This window comes from Duganella kummerowiae (genome assembly GCF_053572355.1).
The window spans coordinates 382967-403791 of the sequence record NZ_JBKFEH010000007.1 but is presented as its reverse complement, the minus strand read 5'-3'; the positions used below and the strand labels follow the sequence as shown (position 1 = coordinate 403791).

Below are 20825 nucleotides of genomic sequence, written 5' to 3'. Positions count from 1 at the left end.
CCATATGTGTAGTCAGGTGGCGGCAAGGCGCAGGCCGCCGTCGGCGTCCTGGTCCAGCGCGACCGGTATCAGTTTTTCGCCCAGGCAGGGACCGAGCAGGCAGACCCCGGTGTCGGGCGCGAACTCTGCGCCGTGGGCGGCGCATACGATGCGGCTGCCATCGGCGTTCAGGTATGCGTCCTTGCGCCAGGCCAGCGGGGTGTCGCCGTAATGCGGGCAGGCGTCGCGGTAGGCATACGCCCTGCCCTGGTGTCGCAGGATGAAGAAGGACGGCTGGCCGGCCACGTTCTCGAAGCCGATGCTGTGGCCTTCCCTCAGTTCATCCGCACTGCACAGCCTTGCGGATGGCGCCATCAGTGGGCCTCCGCCGCTCCGGCCCGGGGTGGAGGGCCGCCGGGCGCCCACTTTTCGCGCTGCTGGAACAGGAACAGCTGGGAGGCGTCGGCGCCCATGGGGGCGGTGCGCGCGGTCCATGCCTCGTCGTGCAGGTCCATGTCGGCGTCGTACTCGACGTGGCAGCCCAGCGGGCTGTTGAAGTACCAGAACCAGTTGGAGCCGAACAGGTGGCGTCCCGGTCCCCAGAACGACTGGTAGCCCTTCTCCACGAAGCGGGTCCCGGCCAGCATCACCTCGGTGGGACCGCCCATGTGGAAGGTGAAGTGTTCGCAGCCTTTCATGAAAGGCGGGGTCTGTATCAGGAACAGGGTGTGGTGGTCCTGGGTGCCGGCCGGGCGCAGGAAGGGACCGACCTTGTCGAAACGGTCGGTGCAGACAAAGCCGATGCGGGTATAGAACTGCTCGGCCACGGCGGCATCGGGCACGAAGTACACCACATGCGACAGGGTGCGCGGGCGTGGCACGGCACCGGTGTCCACGGCGACGCGGTTGACGCCGCGCTGCGCCGGCGCGCCGGGGGCGTTCACGGTTTCCGCCGGCAGGTCCAGCGGGCGGCGCACGGTCAGCTGGAAGCCCAGCACGAAGCCGGCATTGTCTTGCGCCTCGATGGAGCCGTCCGGCAGCCGGCGCACTTCGCGGTCGCGGCCGATTTCGGCGGCGATGGCGTCCAGGCTGGCCTGGTCGGCCACCCCGTAGATGGTCTTGCGCAGCTTGCTGGCGGTGGGCAGGGCGGGCGGCAGCGAGGGATCGTCTTCGCGTGCCAGGATGATGGCGGTGCCGTCCAGCGCCTCGTAGCGGTATTCGCCCACCTGCTGCAGGCCGTAGTCGATCAGATACTGGCTGCAGGTGGCCATGTCGTTGACGCCGAAGACCAGGGCGTCCGGTCCGATGATGTTCATCGGCTTATTGTCCACGTTATTGTCGATGTTATGGTCCATGTCTCTCTTTCTCGTTCAGGGTTCAGCGGGTGCGGCCGCCCAGGGTTTCGGCCACCCAGTCGGCGATGTAGGCGCCGGCGTTGGCGGAATTGTCAAAGCTGGAGTGCTGCACGCCGCCTTCGCGGCTGGTGAAGATCTTCAGTTCGCGCTTGGGGCTGTTGACCAGCTGTTCGTAGGTGCGCTCGGCCCAGTGCAGCGGAATTTGCGAGTCCTTCTCGCCGTGGGTGACCAGGAACGGCACCTTGATGCGGTCCAGCACACCGTCCAGGTGCACGTTTTCGGCGATGCGCATGAAATCGTCGATATCCCTGGCGCCCCAGACCCAGCACACGTGGGCCCAGTAGTGCGGCACCGGCAGGTTGCCCTCGCGCGCCAGGCGCTTCTTCTGCACGTCGCGCCAGTCGTGATTGGCGCCCCAAACCACGCCGGCGGCGAAGCGCGGCTCGAAGGCCACGGCGCGCGGGCAGTAGTAGCCGCCCAGCGAGACGCCTTCCATGCCGATGCGCTTGGGATCGACGTCGGCGCGGGTTTCCAGCCAGTCGACCACCTTGCTGGCCCAGTGTTCGCTGTCGTAGCGCGCGGTCAGGCCGCGCAGGCGCAGGGCGTCGCCGGTACCCGGCTGGTCCACCAGCAGCGAGGCCACGCCGCGCCTGGCCAGCCATCCGGGCAGGCCGACCAGGTATTTCATCTCCTTGGTCGAATCGAGGCCGTTGACCTGCACCAGCAGCGGCGCCGGGCCCTCCGCGCCCTCGGCGGGAACATAGAGGCCGCTCAGGAAGCTGTCGCCGTAGGGGATGCGCACGATGTCGCACTTGGCGCCGGACAGGCGCAGGCCGCGCTCGAACACTTCCAGGAAGCGCTGGTACAGTTCCACGCGGCCGGGCGCGCCGTGCGCCTGCAAGCGTTCGCAGGTCAGCAGGTAGTTGGCGGCGCGCAGGTACTTGTCTCCGGCGGAGAGCAGGCGGCCGCGCGCCTCGTCCTCCTCGGCCAGGCCGCACAGCTTGTCGGCCATGCGCTGCCAGGTTGCACGGAAGGCGGCGGTGCCGGCGGCGTCGGGCTGCCTGGCGGCTTCCTGCAGCGGAGCGCACATCTCTTCGATCTCGCCGATGCGGGCGCCCATTTCGATGGACAGGTCCACCGACAGGTTCCAGACATAATTGGTGGGGAAATAGCGGAACATAGTGTAGGCCTTGATGATGATGAAGGCCTAGCTTACGAACCGTGGAGCAATGCGTAAAATGGTTTATACGGATTCAATGTATTGACGCCGCCAATACATAAAACCCTGTGTCCATAAAACCCGGTGTCAGATCTGCCATTGGTACATGAGCCCGCCACGTTAAGGCGAGCTCATGTACTATTGGCAGACCTGACACCGGGTGTGGACACCGACACCGGGTGTGGACGCCGGATGCTAGGCGGCGCCGGCGCTGGCTTGGGGTAGCGGCGCGGCGCCGGCAGCGATGCCGGGCTGGCGGCGCCGCGCGGGCAGCAGGAAGCTGGCCAGCGCCGGCAGCAGGATCAACGCTCCCGCCATATTCCAAAGGAACATGAAGGCCAGCAGTATGCCCATGTCGGCCTGGAATTTGATGGGGGAAAGTGCCCATGTCGCCACACCCACCGCCAAGGTCACGCCCGTCAGCAGCACCACCCTGCCCGTGAAGCGCAGCGCGCTGGCGTAGGCCTGTTCCAGGCTGTCGCCGGCCCGCATGCGCGACAGCATGATGCTCATCACGTACAGCGCGTAGTCGATGCCGATGCCGACACCGAGCGCGATCACCGGCAAGGTCGCCACCTTGACGCCTATGCCCAGCACCACCATCAGCGCCTCGCACAGGATGGAGGTCAGCATCAGCGGCAGCACTGCGCACACCACCGCGCGCCAGGAGCGGAAGGTCACCAGGCATAGCAGGATCACGGCGCCATACACCCAGTACAGCATGGCGCGGCTGGCGTCGCGCACCACGATGTTGGTGGCGGCCTCGATGCCGGCGCTGCCGGCGGCCAGCTCGAAGCGCACGTCCTTGCTGTTGTTGGCGGCGGCAAAGCGCTCCACCGTGTCCACCACGCGCGCCAGGGTGTCGGCCTTGTGGTCCTGCAGGTAGGCGTACAGCGTCAGCAGGCTGCAGCTGTCGTTGTACAGGCCGCGCGGCGCGCCGGCCGTCACCATGTTGAGCGAGGTCTGGTTGCGCAGCAGTTCATACCATTTCAGGCTGCCCTCGTTCATCCCGCTCATCACGCGCCGGTTCAGCAGCGACAGCGAATTGGTGATCTCGACGCCAGGCAGCTGGCGCAGTTGCCATTCCAGCGCATCCACCTTCATCAAGGTGTCGTAGGCCGAGCAGGCGCCGTCCGGGGCCTTGACCATGACGGCAAACACGTCGCTGCTGGCCGCATAGTTGGCGACGATGTAGGCCTGGTCGCGGTTGTAGCGCGAATCCGCGCGCAGCTCGGCCGCGCCGGGATCGAGGTCGCCAGTCTTGAGCTGCAGGCTGAGCACATAACCGCCCGCACCCAGCAGCAGCGACACCGCCAGCGCGGCCAGCGCCCAGCGGCGCTGCGTGAAGGCCGCCAGCCCGCGCCACATCCGCCCTGGTTCGGCCAGCTCTGTCTCCAGGCTGCGCCGCGCCGCCCGCTCGCTCACGCCCAGGTAGGACAGCAGCACCGGCAGCAGGATCAGGTTGGTGAAGACCAGCACCGCCACGCCTATGCTGGCCACGGCCGCCAGGTCCCTGATCACCTTGATATCGATCAGCATCAGCACGGCGAAGCCGACCGCGTCGCACAGCAGCGCCGTCAATCCGGCCATGAACAGGCGGCGGAAGGTGTAGCGCGCCGCCACCAGCCGGTGCGTGCCGCGTCCTATATCCTGCATGATGCCGTTCATCTTCTGCGCACCGTGGCTCATGCCGATGGCGAACACCAGGAACGGCACCAGCACCGAATACGGATCGAGGCCATAACCCATCACAGGCAGCGCGCCCAGCTGCCACACCACCGCCACCACGGAACACAACACCACCAGCACGGTGCTGCGCACGCAACGCGTGTACCAGTACAGCGCCGCCGAGGCGATCAGGATGGAGGCTGCAAAGAACAGCACGATCTGGCGCAGGCCTTCCAGCAAATCGCCCACCACCTTGGCAAAGCCGGTGATGTGCAGAGTGACGTTCTGCGCGTCGTACTTCCTGCGCAGATCCTCCAGGCTGGATGACAGCGCCGCGTAGTCGATGCCCTGGCCGCCAGACAGCAGCGGCACGTACAGCACGCTGGACTTGCCATCGAGCGCAACCAGCTGGCCGACCTCGCCTGAACGCTGCACATTGGCCGCCACCTGGGCGATGCTGCGCGGCGAGGCATCGTAGTCGTTGGGGATCACGGGACCGCCCTCCATGCCATCCTCGGTCACCCCTACCCAGCGCGTGGACGGGGTCCACAGCGATTTCATGTAGGCGCGGTCCACGCCCGGCAGCAGGAATACTTCGTCGTTCAGCTTCTGCAGCGTGGCCAGATAGACCGGATCGTAGATGCTGCCCTGTTTGGCCTCGACCGCGATGCGCACCGCGTTGCCCAGTCCCGCCAGCTCGTTCTTGTTCTTGAGGTAGTTGGCGATGTAGGGATGGCTGGCCGGGATCATGGCCTCGAAGCTGGGATTGATGCGCAGCCGGGTCGCCTGCCAGCCCGCCATCACAGTCAGCACCAGGCAGACCGCCATCACCACCATGCGGTAGTTGAAGAACAGCCGCTCCAGCCAGTTGCCGGAGCCGGTATCGAATTCGGCCAGGGTGCGCACCACCGGCTGGTCACCTCCGCTGTTGACCTGTATGCTCATTGCGGATCTCCCTGCAGGACGACGCGGTCGACCCCATGTGCGCCCGCCGCCAGCAGCGCGCCATCCGGCGTCTGCAGCAGTGCGCTGAGCGGCAGGCTGGCGCCGCGCTGGGCCAGGCGCGCCGCGCCCAGGCCGGCGCCGATGTACAGCTGGCCGGCCTGGTTGGCGTACACATGGCGGCCGTCGCGCAGCGTCAGCGTGGCGCTCAGCGAGACCGGCTGCAGCCCCGTGACCGGCTCGAAGCGGTCGCCTGCGGCGCTGACGCGCAAGGCCGTACCTTTCAGCCCGCCCAGCAGCACGCCGCCATCGGCCAGCGGCGACAAGGTGAAGAAGGTGCCGCGGTACGGCGCCTGGATGCGCTCGAAATGCTGGCCGCCGTCGCCGGAGCGCGCCAGCATGCCCTGCTCGCCCGCCACCCAGACCGTATCGCCCTGCACTGCCAGCGCATACAGGTGCAGGCCCTTGGGATTATCCAGGCACTGCATCAGCGGCTGCCAGCTGCGGCCGCCGTCGGTGGTGCGCAGCAGCAGGCCGTAGGCGCCCACCACCCAGCCATTGGCGCCATCGCTGAACTGCACGTCCAGCAGCGGCTTGTCGGCGCCGTCGGCAGCGAACTGCGCGGCGACGGCCGCCAGCGCCGCATCGACCGGCGCCGCATCGGCGGCCTGCTTGAGCAGCGCGATGATGGCGTGGCCATCCAGCTGGCGTTTCCAGTGCTCGCCGCCATCCTCCGTATGCAGCACCACGCCGCTGTGGCCCACGGCCCAGCCCTGGCGCGGCGAAGGGAAACTGACCGCGGTCAGCGTGACGGACACCGGCGACGCCGCCTGGCGCCAGTGGCGGCCATCGTCGTCGGACAGCAGTATCAGCCCGCGCTCGCCGACCGCAACGGCGCGCTTGCCGGCCTGCGCCAGCCCCAGCATGACCTGGCGCGCCGGCTGGACCGCCGGCGCAGCGGGACGCTGCAGCGGGTCGGCCACCGGCTCCGCATGCACCACGTAGGCGCTGGCCAGCAGCACCAGTCCGGCCGCCGCCTGCGCCAGCAGGCCGCTCATCCATTCTTTCATCGCACTTCCCCTCATCAGCGCAGGCCGCCGCCGGACAGCGCTTCCGGCGTGAAGACGGAATCCGGATAGCGCGGCATGATCTTGTAGTGCGCGGCCTTCTCGTTCATCACGTCGTTGGCGTACCAGGCGCCGGACAGCAGGTCGTAGAAGCCGAAGGTGGGCGCCACCACGCCCGGCACGTCCGGCATCAGCACCGGCAGCTGCCACATGGTTTTCCACAGCTGGCCCTTGGCGTCCCAGCGGTCGCCCAGCACGGCGATCCAGCTGTCCTCGTCCACGTAGTACACGCCCTTGGGCGCTACGTGGCGCTGGCCGGCCTTGAGCGTGGCTTCCACCACCCACACGCGGTGCAGCTCCCAGCGCACATGGTCGGGATTGAGGTGGCGTCCCGCCACCACATCGGCATCCTTGGCAGGCGCCAGCGACTTGTTGGTGTTGTAGGGGATGATCAGCTCCTTCTTCCCGGCCAGCTTCCAGTCGAAGCGGTCCAGCCGGCCGCTGAACACTTCCAGTTCATCGAAGCTCATCACCCCGGCGGTGGCGGGGGTGGGCGTGTCGCAGCAGGCGTTGGGCAGCTTGCGGGTGCGGCGCTGGCCGGCCAGGTAAACGTAGGTCACGTCCTTGTCCGAGTCCAGGTTGAGGCGGCCCATGATGGCTTCACCGGCGCGTATCGGCGGCCCGGTGTTAATCAGGCGCAGGTTCCAGTAGTCGCCATTGTATTTGTCCAGGCCCTTGTCCTTGTAGTAGTAGGGCATGCCCTGGTCGCCCACGCCATCCACGGTCAGCACGGATTTGCCATCGGCCGTGACCAGGATGCCGTGCTGTTCGAACTGCCAGCTCTCGCCGCGCCAGCGCAGCTGGTGGTTGGCCATGACTTCGGCGCCGGATTTCGGGATAGGGAACGGTATGCCGCCAAAGGCGCCGGTGGTCACCAGCTTGTCATCGAGCCTGGCGCGCGTCGCATTTTTTGCGGTGTTCTCGTACACCCATTGCGGCGCGGCGGCCGAACGGTGCGAGGGATAGACGTCGATGCGATAGCCCGGATACTTCTTGAGCATGGCCTTGGAGCCGTCGCTCAGCTTGTCCGCATACTGGTCCATGTTTTTGGCCGTGATGGTGTACAGCGGCCTTTCGGCACTGAACGGGTCGGCGTCGCGCCGGCCGCCATTCTTGAAGCCGGCCACCGGCGTGGTCACGCCGCCGGTCCATGCTGGAATCGAACCATCCTTGTTGCCTGCCTTTTCCGCGCCCAGCGGGGTCAGTGTGGTGCGCAGTAGCGCCGCTTCCTCGGCCGTGACGGCCGCGTGCAGCGGCGCGCAGCAGGCTGCCGCGCCCAGCGCCAGCAGCACGAAGTGACGCCAGCTGCGATTAAACATGCTATTCATACCAGTCTCCGTTATGGTGAAATCAGAAAGTCTTGCGCACGGTGAGCGAGACGAAGTCCCGGTCCTTGAGGTTCTGCTTGTAGGTATAGACCGTGCTGCTGCCGACCTGTTTGGTCACGGTGTCGGCCGCGCCGTAGTAGTGGGTGTAGGCCAGGCCGATGTTCCATTCGCTGAGATAGACGCCGTTCAGGCCTATACTCATGTCGCCGCCCTTGTCGGTCCCGAATGCGCTGACGACAGACGAGCGGCCCTTGGGAAAGTAGGAAAGGCCGAGCGGCACGCTCAGGTCCAGGCCCGGCAGCACCTGCCGGTAATTCGGTTCGTAAGAAACGCGCACGCCCCAGGCGTCGCGGCTGGCGTTGGGGTCCAGCGCTTGCGCGTTGCGGGTGATGCTGGTGCGGCGGTTCCAGGCCACCTCGCCCGCCAGCGATGCTTCCTGTGAGATGAAGCTGGGGCCCAGCGAAGCCAGCACCGACACCTGCGCGTGGGCCGAGTTGCCGACCGGGTAGCTGGGATTATCGCTGTTATCCGCCTTGACAGTGGGGCCGCCAAAGGCCGCCGGGACGATGCCGAACAGGTCGGCCGAACCGGCATTGACCAGCGCCGTATTGCGCCGCACCGACACCTCGCCGGCGAAGTTGGCCTCGCCCAGCGTGGTGCTGAAGCTGGCGCCATAGGTCTTGATGTTTTCCTGGTAGGCCAGCACGTAGGTGGAGGTCAGCGGCTGTATCACGATCTGCGGCGTCTTGTCGTGGTAGCGGGCGGCGTAGAAACCAAGGTCGACGCCGCTGCCTTCCGGGGTCCAGCGCAGCTGCATGCCGCCCTGGCCGGAGTCCCTGGCGTTCAGGTCGCGCCCGCGCACGTCGGCGCTGGCGGGACCGGTGAACAGGCGCTCGCCGCCCTCGCCCAGGAAGTCGGTGCCGGAGAAGTAGCTGCCGGCCGCCGGCAGCACCGAGGCCTCCCAGCGGTACTGGTAGTAGGCGCCCAGCGACAGGTTGGAGCGTAGCTGCAGCTGGCCGGAGAGTTGTCCCACCGGCCGTATCAATTCCTTGAACTGGGTGTTGGGCACGGACAGGGCCTTGACCACGTCGATGGGCTGCTGCGCGGCGGCGATGCCGTTATTCCCGAAGAACAGGCTCTCGCCGTACACCAGCGCGTGGCGGCCCAGGCGCACCGTGGCGGGCATGTCGCCCACTTCGCCCTTGGCAAACAGGAAGGCGTCCAGCAGCTCGCCCTTGCGGCCGTGCAGGTCGCGCGTGTCGCGCGTGAAGTCGCCGTTGCCGACCGAAAGCGGGTTGTAGGTATAGGGGCTGTTGTTGTCCGTGCCCCGGTTGTAGGCCTGGTCGTACCAGGCCGCGCCGCTGACGCGCGCGCCCAGGTTGCCGTAGGTGAGGTCGAACTCGGACAGCAAATCGACCCGGCTCGAAATCAGCCCCTTGCCGAAGTTGCGGTCGCCGTCGTCGAGGTTGGCGTCCGCGGTCAGCCTGGCCGAGGGATCGTTGAGGCGCCAGGCGGCGCTGTACTTGACGGTGTTATCCCAGCGCAGCTTGAGTTCGGGATTGCCGGTATCGATTTCCGCCGCCATGCCAGGCGTGGACAGTGCGGCCGCCAGGCTGATGGCGATGGCGCAGCCGCGGTTCATTTCCTGCTTCATTGCGTCTCCTTGTGTTGGCATCTGCGTGCCGTGTATCCGGAATGGACCACGGCCAGAATAAGAGAGCGTCAACTATTTGAGAAATGATTTATACCGATTCAATGTATCGGATTTCTTGATGCCTGATGCATGCCCAGGGCATGACGGCGACAGGCGCGCGCAGGCCGCCGCGACGCTACCCTGGGGTGCGGCGCGGCGGCCTGCGGAGTCTCACTGCGTGCTATTGCTCAGCAGCCGCCGGCATCCATTTTCTCCGACGCCGCCAGCGTGCGCAGCAGCTCGCGGAACCAGATATGGGCCGGGTCCTTGTCCAGGAACTTGTGCCACTGCGCCATCACCTTGAGCTTGGGAATCTGCATGGGCGCCGGCACCAGGCGCAGCGGGAAGTAGCTGGCGAAGATGCGCGCCAGCCGCGTATGCATGGTTGCCACGCGGTTGGTGCCCAGCACCATGTGCGGCAGCGCATTGAAGTCGCTGGTGGTGACGTCGATGCGGCGCGCCAGGCCGGTACTCTTGAGGAACCATTCCTCGAAGCTGGTCGACTGCTGGCTGCCGCCGAAGATGGTCGAGACATGGGACAGCGCCATGTACTGCTCCAGCGTCAGCGACTCGCCCACCACCGTGTTGCCGCTCCAGACCACGCAGCTATAGGTATCCTCGAACAGCAGCGTGCTGGGATGGCCATCGACCAGGTACTTCTCCGGCATGATGAGCATGTCCACCTCGCCGCGCTCCACCTTCTCGGGGAAGCCATCGGTTGGCGTCAGCATCTCCAGCGTCACGTTGGGCGCATGCCAGCTCAGGTGCTGGGCGGCGTCGGCCAGCAGCACCGTGGTCGGATAGCTGGAGGCGATCACGCGGAAGTGGCGCGAGGACTGTTCCGGCACGAAGGCCGGTTTGGTTTCTATGGTCGATTGTATCTGCAGCAGCACGCCGCGCACCGGGTCGCTCAGGCTCATGGCCAGCGGGGTGAGCACCATGTTGCGTCCCACCTGCACCAGCAGCTCGTCCTCGAAATACTCGCGCAGGCGGGCCAGCACGCCGCTGGTGGCGGACTGGCTCAGGTTGAGGCGGCGCGCCGCGCGCGTGATGCTGCGTTCCACCAGCAGCGCATCCAGCGCCACCAGCAGATTCAAATCCAGACGGTTGAACCGCACTTTGTCTCCTATGGGCTGTGCCCTTGTATTGGGTCTTATTATGCCCGATCGGGCAGCGCGGAGCGGCCGCCGCGCAGCAAGGCCAGCCCTGCCGCCAGTGCGGCGGCCGCCATCAGCAGGCCATACAGGCCGATGGCCCCGGCCATGCCGCCGGCCACGCCGCCCAGGCCTATCACCACCAGCGGGCTGACGAAGTGGCCGAAGAAGAAGGAGCCCATGAACACGCCCGAGCCGCGTCCGCGCTCCTCGAAGCGCAGCTGGCGCATCATCCAGGTCAGCAGCGTGGGCAGGGCCAGGCCGCCGCCGTAGCCGGCCACCACGCCGCCCGCCGTGACCATCTGCGGTCCGGCGGCACAGGCCACCATCAGGAAGCCGGCGGCCAGCGTGGCCCAGGCCGGCAGCAAACAGGCCGCCACGCCGCGCCGGGACAACGGCCGGTAGCTGGCCGCGCCGGCCACGGTAGCCGCGCTGGCCAGCGCCATGGCCAGGCCTATGCTGGCGGCCGAGCCGACACCCTTGGCGCTCAGCAGCAGGCCCAGGTGCACGGGCAGCAGGTAGAAGGCAATCGATGACATCAGGGTCAGCGCGCCGATGGCGGCCACGGCACGCCACGGGAAGGCGCGCGGCGGCAAGGCCTGCACGGCGGCCCGCTCCTGCTCAACGGCGCCGCCCTTGGGCTCCCACAGCATCCAGGCAAACAGGGGCAGCAGCAGGACGCCGGCCAGGTACATCCAGAACGGCGTGCGCCAGCCGCCCTCGCCCAGCGCGCCGCCTATGCCGAAAAACAGCGTGGCGGCAAAGGCGCCCAGCACGGTCTGCAGCGTCAGGTAGCGTTCACGCCGCGCGGCGTCGTAGTAGTCCGCGATCAGCGCCGTGCAGCTGGTCATGATGAAGGCTTCGGTCATGCCGACCCCGGCGCGGCTGGCTATGATGGCCGGCAGGGTGTCCAGGAACAGCGGCGCGCAGCCGAACACGGAGTACAGCAGCAGCGCGGCCAGCAGCAGGCGCTTGCGGCCATGGCGGTCGGCCGCCAGGCCCGCCACGGGACCCAGCAGTCCGACCAGCAGCGCCGGGGTGGTCAGCGCCAGCGGCACCAGGGCTTCGTGCCCTGGCACGCCGGAGAAGTGCTGCATGATTTGCGGCAGGACTGGCGCGATCAGCACCGTCGCCATGATGGGCAGGCAGCTGCCCGCCAGCAGCAGATAGGCGTGGCGGGGGGCTGCCACGCGCGTGGCTTGCATATTCGTAGTCATGTGTCTCCCATGCTCCAAGGATGGTGATGCGGCTGTCTTGTTCGCAGCGCGCTGATGTCAGGATACGGCGCGCGCAGGCATCGGAGAAATCGAATGTGCGGATGACTCGCATCCACAGGCCCGATACATCGCACGGGGCCGCGATTGTGTCATGGGCGAATTCTCGCTTAGAATGCCATGAAGAAACGCCTTTGCCCCACTCCTTGAAGCCGAAACATGATCGAGACGACGCGAGCGCTGTGGCGTGAAACCCTGAACAATCACCCACGCGGATTGCTGGTGACGCTGGGTTCCGTTATAGGCATCGCGCTGGCCTTGCGCGTCCAGGCGGTCGACTGGCTGCAGGGCTGGACCATGGCGGCGCTGATGCTGATTGGATTGCGCTACGGGGTGTATTTGTTGTGCCGGCCCAGCCTGGCTGACGGGGCGGCGCCCGCCAACGAAGTCCTCATGATACGTCTGCACCATGTGGGCGTCATCAGCTCAGGCCTGGTGTGGGCCATGCTGGCCTGGTGGGGCGTGCCCTGGTACCAGAATGTGGAGCGCTTCACCATCCTGGTGGTCCTGTCGGCGCTGGCGGGCGGCTCGACCGCGACACTGGCGCCGTTGCGTATCAGCGGCAAGATATATATCGCCCTGCTGTTGCTGCCAGCCTGCTTTCAGCTGCTCCTGATTGGCGATGACGCCAACATCACGCTGGCGGTGCTGGGTGCTATGTTCTGCGGCGTCATGATGTCCACCCACGCCAGCAATCATGGCCTGCTGCTGCACGCCATTGAGCTGTCGCAGGACAAGGAAAACTTGATACTGCAGCTGTCGAGCGCCAACTCGGCGCTGGAGGGGCGGTATACGACCGCACCAGGACGCTGCGCGAGATGGCCCGGCGCGACCTGCTCACCGGCCTGTTGAACCGGCGCGGCCTGCAGGATTTCGAGCAGGAGGCGGCCGCGCTGGATGGCAGCCTGCTGTGCATCTTCATTGACCTGGACAGCTTCAAGCATATCAATGACAGCCATGGACATGAATTCGGCGACGAATTGCTCAAGGCGACCTCCGCCCGCCTGCTGGAGGGCGCCCAGCGCCTCGCGCGGCAGTGGGAGGTGCGCAGCCAGGCGGTATGCCGCTGGGGTGGCGACGAATTCGTGCTGTTTCTCGCCGGCCGCGTCCCCGGCCAGCCTGCCGTACAGGATGCCATACACGCCTTGCACGCACTGTTGTCAGAGACCTTGCAAGTGTCGGGGCTGAGCATACAGGCCGGGGCCAGCATCGGCTACGCCCAGTGCGCGATAGGCCAGGAACAGCTGCGGGACGTGCTGGGCTGGGCCGACCTGGCCGCGGCCGAAGCCAAGCGCCAGGGCCGCGGCCGCGTGGTCATGATGACGGACGCGCTGCTGCGCCTGCACCGGCGCCGCCTGCAGCTGCTGGACGCGATGGCCACGGCCACGCTGGACCAGAGCCTGAGCCTGGCCTACCAGCCCATCGTCGCGGCGGCCGATGGCCGGGTGGTCGCCATGGAGGCGCTGCTGCGCTGGAACAATCCACGCACCGGACCGATTTCGCCGGCTGAATTCATCCCGCTGGCCGAGAGTTCGGACCACATCGTCAGGCTGGGGCACTGGGTGCTGATGCAGGCCTGCCGGGAAGCGGCCAGCTGGCCGGACGCATCCGGCATGGCGCGGCCCCGTATCGCCATCAACACCTCGATCAAGCAGCTGATGTCCAGCCAGTTCATCGCCGGGCTGACCCACGTGCTGGAGACGACCGGACTGGCGCCCACCCGGCTGGTGGTGGTGGTGACCGAAAGCGTGTTCGACGAATCCCGCATCGAGCAGACCCTGTCCAACCTGCTGGCGCTCAAGCAGCTGGGCGTGGAGATACACCTGGACGATTTCGGCACCGGATATTCGTCGCTGTCACGGCTGCAGGAATTCCCGCTGCACGCGGTAAAGATCGACAAGAGCTTCGTGCACAGCCACGACCACCGCTCGTGGACCGTGATCGAAGCCGCCGTGCTGATCGCCCATAGCTTCGGCCTGCGCGTCATCGCCGAGGGCATAGAGACGCCGCAGCAGGCCGAGGCGCTGGCCAGGCTAGGGGTGGATGAGTTTCAGGGGTATTGGTTTGGCCGGCCCGATGCTGATGCGCTGCAATGGCTGGCCCCGGCCATCACGCGCGTTCCAGGCTGACGGTTTCCAGGCAAGCGACGTCGGTTTCCCTTTGCAGCAAGATGCGCAAGTGGGAAACGAAGTTATCGATCAAGACCGGCTCGGTTTGCAGATAAAAGCGGCATTCCGGCCGCAGAATCTGGCCATCGGCCTGGAACATCTCCGCCACGCCATGTACGGAGATGACTACCTTGGCATTTTTTTTGCGGTTCAACACCAGCCGGACCCCTCCGCCAGCGTATCCAGCTTGGAGATTCCCCAGTTCCAGCACCAGGCTGTCGCCATCGGTGGCAAATGAATACCGCTCCAGCTGGTCGGTAAAGGACAGGATGGCTTTTACTGTCAGGTAGCAGAACAACCTGAAGCATCCACATTCGCTGGTGATGGATATCTCGAACTGATCGTAGTCGTCATCGACGCTGATTCTGGATAAGGTAAGGCCTGTTTCCATCTGAGCACTCCGAGTTCCCCAGCAACGTTATCATGTCGCCGATAATTCGATTGTCGAACAAAATTTCCCGGGACATCCCGTTCAGGTACATGGTACCTTTTATCTCCCGCCGCAGCTGGTCTCCATCGTCCAGCAACAGCTTGAGCTCCCCACCGGCGCTATCTCTCAGATAAATCGCATTTCTCAGGCCTGCTCCAAATCCGGCGCTCTTTTCTCCTGTGATACGGGCGGACAACGCACGTTTTACGAGATTGATCGTTTTGGCGTCGGTCGTGGAGATGATACAGGATGAAGATAATAGATCAGATTCGTTCCATCTCGTCCTGGTGAGCAAGCCAGGCGGATTCAATGCGATTTTCACCTCGGTATACGCGCGATCAAGCTCCCACGGCCAAGGCACAGGCTGATGCTGATCTTCACCCGCGTTCGCCACGATGAGGTGCAAGCCCAGCACGCAGCATACAAAATACTGGATAGTCCTTTTCACGTGCCCTCCTGCCGATGCACTCAGCTGCCGACACTAGCAGCATCACAAACCAAAACCTTGATATCCCTCAAACGAGATAGTTGACCACTGCCATTGCGTTATATCAAGCGAATCTAAACAAAAGTTAATCTGGCGCTCATGTTGGCTTTAGGCATGGGCGGGCATAGTGATGCTGAGCTCGGCTGCGCCATTCCCAGCCTACCCCTACCCCGCTTATCGACAGGACCAGATGATGAAATCGACTCTAACCATACCGGCCGCCGCCACCCTGGCGCTGCTGTCGGCCTGCGGCCAGGCGCCGAAGAGCGCCGCGCCTTCCGCGCCGCCCCAGGTGACGGTGATGGCCGTGCACCGCACCGATGTCCCCATCAGCAGCGAGCTGCCCGGCCGCACCGCCGCCTACCAGGTGGCGCAGATCCGCGCCCGTGTCGATGGCATCGTGCAGAAACGCGAATTCGTCGAGGGCTCGGACGTCAGGGCGCAGCAGCCGCTGTACCGCATCGACCCGGCCCCCTACCGCGCCACCCTGGCCAGCGCCCAGGCCGTGCTGCAAAAGAACGAGGCCACCCTGGCCGCCAGCAACAACCTGCTGGAACGCTACCGCCAGCTGGTGGGCGCCAACGCGGTCAGCAAACAGGTGTTCGACAACGCCGTCGCCGCCCAGGGCCAGGCCGCCGCCGACGTGGCCGCCGCCCGCGCCGCGCTGGAGACGGCGCGCATCAACCTGGGCTACACCACCGTCACCGCGCCCATCCCGGGCCGCATCTCGACCTCGCTGGTGACCCAGGGCGCCTATGTGCAGGCCAGCGCGGCCACGCTGCTGACCACCGTCGAGCAGCTCGATCCCATCTATGTCGATATCCAGCAATCGAGCGCCGAGGGCCTGCGCCTGCGGCGCGCCATCGCCAGCGGCCAGCTGCAGGCGGGCGGCGGCAAGATCAAGGTCAGGCTGCGCCTGGAGGATGGCAGCGACTTCGAGCAGGCCGGCACCCTGCAGTTCAGCGGCGTCTCGGTGGACAGCGCCACCGGCTCGGTCAGCCTGCGCGCCCTGTTCCCGAATCCGCAGCACCTGCTGCTGCCGGGGATGTTCGTGCGCGCCAGCGTGGACCAGGGCGTGCGTCCCAACGCCGTGCTGGTGCCGGCCGGCGCCGTCACGCGCGACCGCCAGGGCGTGGCCTCGGTGCTGGTGGTCGGCAAGGACCAGAAGGTGGCGCAGCGCCAGGTCCAGGCCAGCATCCTGACCGGCGGCGCATGGGTGGTCGACGCCGGCCTGGCCGAGGGCGAGCGCGTCATCATCGACGGCCAGCTGAAGGTCAAGCCCGGCGCCACGGTGCAGGCGCAGGAAGCGTCGGCCGCCGCGCTGGCCAACACCTCCGCACCGGGAGTAAAAGACAATGGCTAAGTTCTTCATCGGACGCCCGGTGTTCGCCATCGTGCTGTCCCTGCTCATCATGCTGGTGGGCGGGATCGCGCTGGTGGCGCTGCCGGTCGAGCAATTCCCGCCGGTGGCGCCGCCCACCATCCAGATCGCCGCCACCTACCCCGGCGCCTCCGCCACCACCATGCAGGACACCGTGGTGCAGCAGATCGAACAGCAGATGACCGGCATCGACAACCTGCTCTACCTGTCCTCCACCAGCGATGACACCGGCCAGTCGTCCACCACGCTCACCTTCGCCGGCGGCACCGATCCCAACGTGGCCCAGGTCCAGGTGCAGAACAAGCTGCAGCTGGCCGTGCCCAAGCTGCCGGCCGCCGTGCAGCAGGCCGGGCTGCGGGTGACCAAGGCCAATCCCTCCTACCTGCTGGTGATGGGCGCGGTCTCCACCGATAACAGCATGAGCAAGTACGACATTGCCGACTTCCTGGTCTCGCACGTGCAGGACCCGCTCAGCCGCGTCGACGGCGTGGGCGACATGACGGTGTTCGGCACCCAGTACGCCATGCGCATCTGGCTCGATCCTGTCAAACTGTCCAGCTACTCCCTGACGCCGCTGGACGTGACCACCGCGCTGCAGGCGCAGAACGTGCAGACCTCGGGCGGCCAGCTGGGGGCCATGCCGTCGGTGCAGGGCCAGGCCATTTCGGCCTCGGTGCGCGCCTCCACCCTGCTGCGCACGCCCGAGCAGTTCGGCAATATCCTGCTCAAGACCAGCACCGACGGCGCCCAGGTGCGCCTGCGCGACGTGGCCCGCATCGCCCTGGGCGGCGAGAACTACAACGTGGACGTGAACTACAAGGGCCAGGCGGCCAGCGGCATCGGCATCCAGCTGGCGCCGGGCGCCAATGCGCTCAAGACGGCCGAGGCCATCCGCGCCCGCGTCAAGGAACTGGAACCGTTCTTCCCCAAGGGCCTGCAGGTGGTGTGGCCAAATGACACCACGCCCTTCATCCACATCTCCATCGAGGAAGTGGTCAAGACCCTGCTCGAAGGGATAGTGCTGGTGTTCCTGGTGATGTATCTGTTCCTGCAAAACCTGCGCGCCACCATCATCCCCTCGGTGACGGTGCCGGTGGTCCTGCTGGGCACCTTCGGCATCATGGCGGCGCTGGGCTTTACCATCAATACCCTGTCCATGTTCGGCATGGTGCTGGCCATCGGCCTGCTGGTGGACGACGCCATCGTGGTGGTGGAAAACGTGGAGCGCGTGATGCACGAGGATGGCTTGGGACCGGTCGAGGCGACCTACAAGGCCATGGGCCAGATCGGCAGCGCGCTGGTCGGCGTGGCGCTGGTGCTGAGCGCCGTGTTCGTGCCGGTGGCGTTCTCCAGCGGCACGGTGGGCGCCATCTACCGCCAGTTCGCGCTGACCGTGGTGTCGGCCATGCTGCTGTCCGTGTTCGTGGCGCTGACGCTCACACCCGCCCTGTGCGCCCTGATCCTGCGCGCGCCCGAGCCCGGCCACCACGAGAAGCGCGGCTTCTTCGGCAAATTCAACCGCGGCTTCGACCTGGGACGCGACCGCTACCTGGGCGGCGTGGGCGGCATCATCGCCCGCAGCGGACGCTGGATGCTGGTCTACCTGGCCGTGATCGGCGCCGTGGCGCTGATGTTCGCGCGCCTGCCGACCGGCTTCCTGCCCAACGAGGACCAGGGCTATCTGTTCGTGCAGGTGCAGACGCCGCCCGGCACCACCCAGCCGCGCACCGGCGCCGTGCTGGACGATGTGACCCGGTACCTGCTCAAGGAGGAAGGCGGCATCGTGGACGCCACCTTCATGCTGAACGGCTTGAGCTTCTCGGGACGGGGCCAGAACCAGGGCCGCTTGTTCGTCCACCTGACCCACTGGGATGAGCGCAAGAAGCCCGAGCAAAGCGCCGCCGCCCTGAGCGCCCGCATCGCCAGGCACTTCGCCAACTACCAGGGCGCCAGGATCACGCCGGTCGATCCGCCGCCCATCGCCGGCCTGGGCGTGGCGGCAGGCTTCGACTTCGAACTGGAGGACCGTGGCAGCGTGGGCCGCGAGGGGCTCAAGGCCGCGCGCGACCAGCTGCTGGCCATGGCCAGCAAGGACCCGGCCCTGACCCAGGTGCGCTTCACCGGCCAGGACGACGCACCTTCCTTCCAGCTCAATATCGACCGCGCGCAGGCTGCCGCGCTGGGCGTCTCCATGACGGACCTGGACCAGACCTTCTCCATCCTGTGGGGTTCGCGCTACGTCAACGATTTCTTCGACATCGACAACCGCATCAAGCGCGTCTACGTGCAGGCCGACGCCCAGTACCGCATGACCCCGGACGACCTGCGTTATATCCAGGTGCGCAACGCCAGTGGCCAGATGGTGCCCTTCTCCGCCTTCGCCACCAGCAGCTGGTCGCTGGCCTCCCCGGCCTCGCAGCGCTACAACGGCGTGGACGCGGTGCAGATCCAGGGCAAGCCTGCCCCCGGCTACAGCACCGGCCAGGCCATGGAAGCGATGGAAAGGCTGGCGGCCCGGCTGCCGACCGGCATAGGCTATGAATGGACCGGCGTGTCGCTGCAGCAGAAGCAGTCGTCCTCGCAGGCGCCCATGTTCTATGCGCTGTCCATCATCGTCGTGTTCCTGGGGCTGGCCGCGCTGTATGAAAGCTGGGCCATCCCGGTGTCCGTCATCATGGTGGTGCCGCTGGGCGTGGTTGGCGCGCTGGGCGCGGCCCACCTGGGCGGGCTGCAGAATGACGTCTACTTCCAGGTCGGCCTGCTGACCACCATAGGCCTGTCGGCCAAGAACGCCATCCTGATCGTGGAATTCGCCCGCGAGCTGGAACAGCATGGCCACACGGCCCTGCAGGCGGCCATGGAAGCGGCCAAGATGCGGCTGCGGCCCATCATCATGACCTCCATGGCCTTCGTGCTGGGCGTGCTGCCGCTGGCGCTGGCCCATGGCGCGGGCGCAACCAGCCAACGCGCCATCGGCATCGGCGTGATCGGCGGCATGCTGACCGCGACCTTCGTCGCCACTTTCGCCATCCCCATGTTCTATGTGCTGATCAGCGGCATGGCCAGGCGCCGCAGCAACACCCGGGCCGCCACCCTGCCCCAAGCCGCCGCACAACCAGGAGCACACTGACATGCGCACACTGACACTCACCCTGATGGCCGCCGCTGCCCTGGCCAGCGGCTGCGCCAGCCAGCAGCCGCTCACCCTGCCGGCGGCGCCGCTGCCGGCCGCCTATCCCAGCGGCGCGGCCTACCAGTCCAATGCCGACGATGCGCAGCACGGCGCCCGTTCGGCGGCCGCCACCGGCTGGCGCGACTTCCTGCGCGATCCGCGTTTGCAGCAGCTGGTCGAACTGGCGCTGCAGAACAACCGCGACCTGCGCGTGGCCGCCCTCAATGTCGAGAAGGTGCGCGCCCAATACCAGGTGGCGGACGCCGCCCTGGCGCCGCAGGTCACGGCGGGGGCCAACGCCACGAAGCAAAGCGCCAACACCCTGGCCGGCTCGCACGCCGGCGTGCAGCGCAACACCTCCGTCAACCTGGGCGTGAGCTGGGAGGCCGATTTCTTCGGCCGCCTGCACAGCCTGGACCAGGCGGCCATGCAGCAGTATCTGGCCAGCGTCCACGCCCGCGCAGCGGCCCAGCTGCTGCTGGTGTCGCAGGTGGCGGACCAGTATTTGGCCATGCGCGCCGCCGACGAACAGCTGGCCGTGACCCGCAACACCCTGGCCACGGCCCAGGCCTCGCAAAAGCTGATCGCCCTGCAGTACCAGGTAGGCACGGCGTCCGAGCTGGAATTCCAGCAGTCGCAGGCCACGGTGGAGCTGGCGCAGTCCAACCTGGCGGCCCAGCAGCGCGCCCGCGCCCAGGCCGAGAATGCGCTGGTCCTGCTGGTGGGCCAGCCGCTGCCTGCCGGCCTGCCCGCGCCGCTGGCCTTCGACGCGCCCGGCATGCTGGCCGATGTCCCGGCCGGCCTGCCGTCCGAGCTGCTGGCGCGCCGTCCCGACATCGCCCAGGCCGAGGCCACGCTGCAGGCGGCGCACGCCAACATAGGCGCGGCACGCGCCGCCATGTTCCCGCGCATAACCCTGACCGGTACGCTGGGATCGGCGGCGCCGGCCCTGTCCTCGCTGCTGGGCGCGGGCACCGGCGTGTGGAGCGTCGGCCCCGCGCTGCTGGCGCCCATCTTCGACGGCGGCGCCAACCGCGCCAACCTGGAAGGCGCCAGGGTGCAGCAGGAGATTAGCGTGGCCCAGTATGAAAAGGCGATACAGACGGCGTTCCGTGAAGTGTCGGACGGCCTGGCCGCGCGCGGCACCTACGACAGCCAGCTGGCGGCGCTGCAGCGCTACGCGGGCGCCCAGCGGCGCCGCCTGGAACTGGCCCAGCAGCTGTACGCGGCCGGCATCAACAACTACCTGGAAGTGCTAACCGCCCAGACCGACGCCTACAATGCCGAAAGCAGCGTGGTGACGGTGCGCCTGAACCGGCTCACCAGCCTGGTGGACCTGTACCGCGCCCTGGGCGGCGGCTGGCAAGAGCACAGCAGCGACGCCCCGCCGCTGGCCTCGGCCGCAATCGGTTATGCTACGACCCGGTGACGAATAGCAGGGAAGGATC

At 66.8% G+C, this 20825-nt stretch carries 16 protein-coding genes; 5 read left to right on the top strand and 11 right to left on the bottom strand.

Going from position 1 to position 20825, the window contains the following annotated elements; genetic code table 11:
* Positions 1 to 12: 12 nt before the first annotated feature.
* The 9 genes from ACLB1G_RS07300 to ACLB1G_RS07260 form a co-directional block, all read right to left on the bottom strand.
* A complete protein-coding gene (locus tag ACLB1G_RS07300; protein WP_491626532.1) occupies positions 13 to 354 on the bottom strand; it encodes a Rieske (2Fe-2S) protein in 342 nt (113 codons plus the stop codon).
* Complete coding sequence (locus ACLB1G_RS07295; protein ID WP_491626635.1) at positions 354 to 1295, bottom strand: VOC family protein; 942 nt, start codon at positions 1293 to 1295, stop codon at positions 354 to 356. Before ACLB1G_RS07295 ends, ACLB1G_RS07300 begins: the two co-directional genes overlap by 1 nt.
* Before the next feature lie 61 nt (positions 1296 to 1356).
* Positions 1357 to 2514, bottom strand: coding sequence for an alpha/beta hydrolase family protein (locus tag ACLB1G_RS07290; RefSeq protein ID WP_491626531.1), 1158 nt, complete (start codon positions 2512 to 2514; stop codon positions 1357 to 1359).
* A 234-nt stretch (positions 2515 to 2748) separates the two neighbouring features.
* Positions 2749 to 5166 carry an efflux RND transporter permease subunit gene (locus ACLB1G_RS07285; RefSeq protein ID WP_491626530.1) on the bottom strand — a complete coding sequence of 806 codons (2418 nt, stop codon included), beginning with the start codon at positions 5164 to 5166 and terminating at the stop codon, positions 2749 to 2751.
* Positions 5163 to 6233, bottom strand: coding sequence for a WD40/YVTN/BNR-like repeat-containing protein (locus tag ACLB1G_RS07280; protein ID WP_491626529.1), 1071 nt, complete (start codon positions 6231 to 6233; stop codon positions 5163 to 5165). Before ACLB1G_RS07280 ends, ACLB1G_RS07285 begins: the two co-directional genes overlap by 4 nt.
* A 14-nt stretch (positions 6234 to 6247) precedes the next feature.
* On the bottom strand, positions 6248 to 7618 hold the full coding sequence (locus tag ACLB1G_RS07275; protein WP_491626528.1) for a DUF1329 domain-containing protein: 1371 nt from the start codon (positions 7616 to 7618) through the stop codon (positions 6248 to 6250).
* 22 nt (positions 7619 to 7640) lie between these two features.
* Complete coding sequence (locus tag ACLB1G_RS07270; RefSeq protein WP_491626527.1) at positions 7641 to 9272, bottom strand: DUF1302 domain-containing protein; 1632 nt, start codon at positions 9270 to 9272, stop codon at positions 7641 to 7643.
* A gap of 227 nt (positions 9273 to 9499) precedes the next feature.
* Entirely contained in the window at positions 9500 to 10429 is a 930-nt protein-coding gene (locus ACLB1G_RS07265) for a LysR family transcriptional regulator (RefSeq protein WP_491626526.1), read from the bottom strand.
* A gap of 38 nt (positions 10430 to 10467) precedes the next feature.
* Positions 10468 to 11682 carry an MFS transporter gene (locus ACLB1G_RS07260; protein WP_491626525.1) on the bottom strand — a complete coding sequence of 405 codons (1215 nt, stop codon included), beginning with the start codon at positions 11680 to 11682 and terminating at the stop codon, positions 10468 to 10470.
* 216 nt (positions 11683 to 11898) lie between these two features.
* On the opposite strand from ACLB1G_RS07260, the gene ACLB1G_RS07255 reads away from it, so the two are divergent.
* Positions 11899 to 12591: a hypothetical protein gene (locus ACLB1G_RS07255; protein WP_491626524.1), complete on the top strand. Its 693-nt coding sequence runs from the start codon at positions 11899 to 11901 to the stop codon at positions 12589 to 12591.
* Positions 12558 to 13868 (top strand): putative bifunctional diguanylate cyclase/phosphodiesterase, encoded by a 1311-nt coding sequence (locus tag ACLB1G_RS07250; RefSeq protein WP_491626523.1) that lies wholly within the window; start codon positions 12558 to 12560, stop codon positions 13866 to 13868. Before ACLB1G_RS07255 ends, ACLB1G_RS07250 begins: the two co-directional genes overlap by 34 nt.
* Here the strand turns inward: ACLB1G_RS07250 and ACLB1G_RS07245 are convergent.
* Together ACLB1G_RS07245 and ACLB1G_RS07240 are read right to left on the bottom strand one after the other, a co-directional pair.
* A complete protein-coding gene (locus ACLB1G_RS07245) occupies positions 13849 to 14298 on the bottom strand; it encodes a hypothetical protein (RefSeq protein ID WP_491626522.1) in 450 nt (149 codons plus the stop codon). The two genes, ACLB1G_RS07250 and ACLB1G_RS07245, sit on opposite strands and share 20 nt — an antisense overlap.
* A complete protein-coding gene (locus ACLB1G_RS07240; protein WP_491626521.1) occupies positions 14258 to 14785 on the bottom strand; it encodes a hypothetical protein in 528 nt (175 codons plus the stop codon). Before ACLB1G_RS07240 ends, ACLB1G_RS07245 begins: the two co-directional genes overlap by 41 nt.
* 232 nt (positions 14786 to 15017) lie before the next feature.
* On the opposite strand from ACLB1G_RS07240, the gene ACLB1G_RS07235 reads away from it, so the two are divergent.
* The 3 genes from ACLB1G_RS07235 to ACLB1G_RS07225 are packed head-to-tail and all read left to right on the top strand — an operon-like array spanning position 15018 to position 20806.
* The gene (locus ACLB1G_RS07235) at positions 15018 to 16187 is read left to right on the top strand and encodes an efflux RND transporter periplasmic adaptor subunit (protein ID WP_491626520.1); all 1170 of its coding nucleotides are present in this window, start codon (positions 15018 to 15020) and stop codon (positions 16185 to 16187) included.
* Positions 16180 to 19335 carry an efflux RND transporter permease subunit gene (locus ACLB1G_RS07230; protein ID WP_491626519.1) on the top strand — a complete coding sequence of 1052 codons (3156 nt, stop codon included), beginning with the start codon at positions 16180 to 16182 and terminating at the stop codon, positions 19333 to 19335. The genes ACLB1G_RS07235 and ACLB1G_RS07230 overlap by 8 nt, the downstream gene beginning before the upstream one ends.
* 1 nt (position 19336) lies before the next feature.
* On the top strand, positions 19337 to 20806 hold the full coding sequence (locus ACLB1G_RS07225) for an efflux transporter outer membrane subunit (RefSeq protein WP_491626518.1): 1470 nt from the start codon (positions 19337 to 19339) through the stop codon (positions 20804 to 20806).
* Positions 20807 to 20825: the final 19 nt, after the last annotated feature.